We start from the raw sequence: 2,779 nt of genomic DNA on the forward strand, positions 1-2,779 counted from the left end.
CCGACTCAATTTGACATGACCCGCCCCAATCGCTTCCTTAGCCGGGGATTACGGATGATCCAAGTTACAGCCAGATTGGAACCTATGCATGGTATTATGACAACAGTGGCGATACGACGCATCCGGTGGGCCAGAAGACGCCGAACGCCTGGGGACTTTACGACATGAGCGGGAACGTCTGGGAATGGTGCCAGGACTGGTACGGGAGTTACGCGGCGGGCGCAGTATCAGATCCACAGGGTCCTAGTACAGGGATGGGCCGGGTGCTGCGCGGCGGCAATTGGATCAACGGCGTCAGGTACTGCCGGTCCGCGTATCGCATCTGGAACTATCCCGGCCACAGGAACTACGGCAACGGGGTTCGCCTCTGCGTGTCCGGTTCGCCCCGCTAGTCGGTTTTTCCTTTACACTTTATTTTTTTACCTTTATGGGGTTCTAGGGGCGAAGCCCCTAGCGGATTTTTGGAGGCCGGAACGGGCGTACGGAAATGAAACAGCATGGCAACTACGAACCTCATGTTTCGGTGACGTTGTTCGATTTCGCGCAGTGGTTCCTGTCACATACGAATCGTTTCCCGAAGAACTGGCGGAAGTCGCTCGGCGACCGCATTGATGCGAGCCTGCTGGAGTTGCTGGCCCTGGTGCAGCGCGCCAGCCTGCGCCGCGACAAGCGCGCTTTGCTCGACCGCGTGAACGAGGAATTGCACGTACTGCGGGCGCTGGTGCGGCTGGCGGTGCGTCTCGATTGCTTGCAGGAGTGTCAGTACGAATATGCGGCGAAGCAGATCGAGGATATCGGGCGCCAGATAGGCGGTTGGATCAAGCAACAACGGGAAAGGCCGCGTGCTTTGCATGAAAACATGGAAGAATCTGTATCCTGAAATTTACTCTTTCGGCAATCTGCTTGAAGCGGCGCGCAAGGCGCAGCGCGGCAAACGGCGCCGCCCGGACGTATTTGCGTTTCACGCGCGGCTGGAGGAGAATTTGCTGGACTTGCAGCGGGAATTGGCCGGGTGTACGTGGCGTCCGGGGCCGTACCGCGATTTTTACGTACAGGAGGCGAAGCGGCGCCTGATCTCGGCGGCTCCGTATCGCGACCGGGTGGTTCATCACGCGCTGTGCAACGTCATCGAGCCACTTTTCGATCGGACATTCATATACGACACGTATGCGTGCCGGAAGGGAAAAGGAACCCATGCGGCGGCGGATCGGTACACGCTGTTCTCGCGCAAGGCCAAGTATGCGCTGAAGTGCGACATATCACGGTATTTTCCGAGTATCCGCCACGACGTACTCTATGGTGCGCTCGCGCGGCGGATCGCGGATCGGGACGTTCTGTGGTTGTGCGAGCAGATCGTCCGGTCGCGGGGCGACGAGGGATTGCTCTGGCCTTCGGGCGCCGGCATCCCGATCGGCAACCAAACGAGCCAATTCTTTGCCAACGTCTACCTGAACGGATTCGATCACTGGATCAAGGAAGACCTGCGCCGTCCGTACTATATCCGCTACGTGGACGACTTCGTCGTGCTGGACGACGACAAGAAGGCGCTTCACGCGTTGATCCCGGAAATCGAGGATCGGCTATCGGCGCTGGGTTTGGCGTTGCATCCGCGCAAGCGAACCGTGTTTCCCGTTACCGAGGGATGCGATTTCATGGGGTATCGCATCTGGCCGCATCACCGGCGTGTGCGGCCCTGCAACGGACATCGGTTTCAACGCAAACTGAAACGGCTGGCGCGAGCCTACCGGGCCGGCGAAACCGCCCTCGGAGACGTGCGCGCCAGCTTGATGAGCTGGATCGGACATGCGCGTCATGCGGACGCTTGGGGCTTGCGCCGGGCGCTGCTGGCGGGCGTGTCCTTTACGGAGGGATAGGCCGAATGGTACGAACCGGGTGCTGCGCGGCGGCAGTTGGAACAACAACGACAGGAACTGCCGGTCCGCGAATCGCAACAGAAACAATCCCGACAACAGGAACAACAACAACGGGGTTCGCCTCTGCGTGTCCGGTTCGCCACTCAAGACTTCCCGGACGGGGTTCCCGTCTTGGCCTTGCGCCAACGCGGGAAGTGGCGCGACGTCCAGTATGGCGTCGCGCGCTCGAAAGGGCGCCGCGGAAGACTACAGGCCTGTTCCTGTGCCGCGTGGCGCCGGCGTATGGGCCGCCCGGACAAATATCGAAACAGGCGGGGCGGGCTGGTAGCCCTCGCGGCGAAGACCCGCCCCGTCCATCCAACCGAAGTGCGGTAAAGCCTTTGTGCGATCCCTCTATCTCACGCAATGGCGCAAAGATGCGGAGGAGGACTGGCAGCATGAAAAAGATGACGATGCGAGGAACCTTGGTGTGGGCGTTTGTCTGGGTACTGTTTCCGGGATGGGCGATGGCCTACGTGGGGCAGGCGGATTCGGCGGCGGGTTCGTGGGAGACGGTGCAGCCCACGGTGTCTTCGGTATCGGTCCAAGCGGCCAACTCGATTGCGGTGCAGTTCAGCGAACCGATGCTGGCGCCGGGCGTGACCGCCACAGGCAACTATAGCGTGTCCGGGACCGCGCAAGGAACGTTGTCCGCCAATCCGGGTACCGTGACCGGGTCGAATCCCTACATATTGACTTGGTCCGGGCAAGCGCTTGCGGGTGGAACCCTGACCGTCACCGTTTCCAACGTACAAGACCTCAAGGGCAATCGCATCGGCACGCCCAACGCCCGCACGATAACCGTGGCCGCGCCCCTCATCGCCGCGCATCCGCAGTCGTTGACCGTAAATCCGGGCGCTTCGGCG

At 61.1% G+C, this 2,779-nt stretch carries 4 protein-coding genes; all 4 read left to right on the forward strand.

The features are described from left to right. Window positions 1–74: 74 nt before the first annotated feature. A complete protein-coding gene (locus P5540_03955; protein ID HRT63957.1) occupies window positions 75–392 on the forward strand; it encodes a formylglycine-generating enzyme family protein in 318 nt (105 codons plus the stop codon). A 95-nt stretch (window positions 393–487) separates the two neighbouring features. Continuing rightward, window positions 488–880, forward strand: a complete 393-nt coding sequence (avd, locus tag P5540_03960) for a diversity-generating retroelement protein Avd (protein ID HRT63958.1) — start codon at window positions 488–490, stop codon at window positions 878–880. After that, window positions 852–1,874 (forward strand): reverse transcriptase/maturase family protein, encoded by a 1,023-nt coding sequence (locus tag P5540_03965; GenBank protein HRT63959.1) that lies wholly within the window; start codon window positions 852–854, stop codon window positions 1,872–1,874. Before avd ends, P5540_03965 begins: the two co-directional genes overlap by 29 nt. Before the next feature lie 437 nt (window positions 1,875–2,311). Beyond that, the coding region (locus P5540_03970; protein HRT63960.1) for an Ig-like domain-containing protein at window positions 2,312–2,779 on the forward strand (468 nt) is incomplete at its 3' end.

It is taken from the genome of Candidatus Hydrogenedentota bacterium (assembly GCA_035450225.1).
Lineage (GTDB): Bacteria > Hydrogenedentota > Hydrogenedentia > Hydrogenedentales > SLHB01 > DSVR01.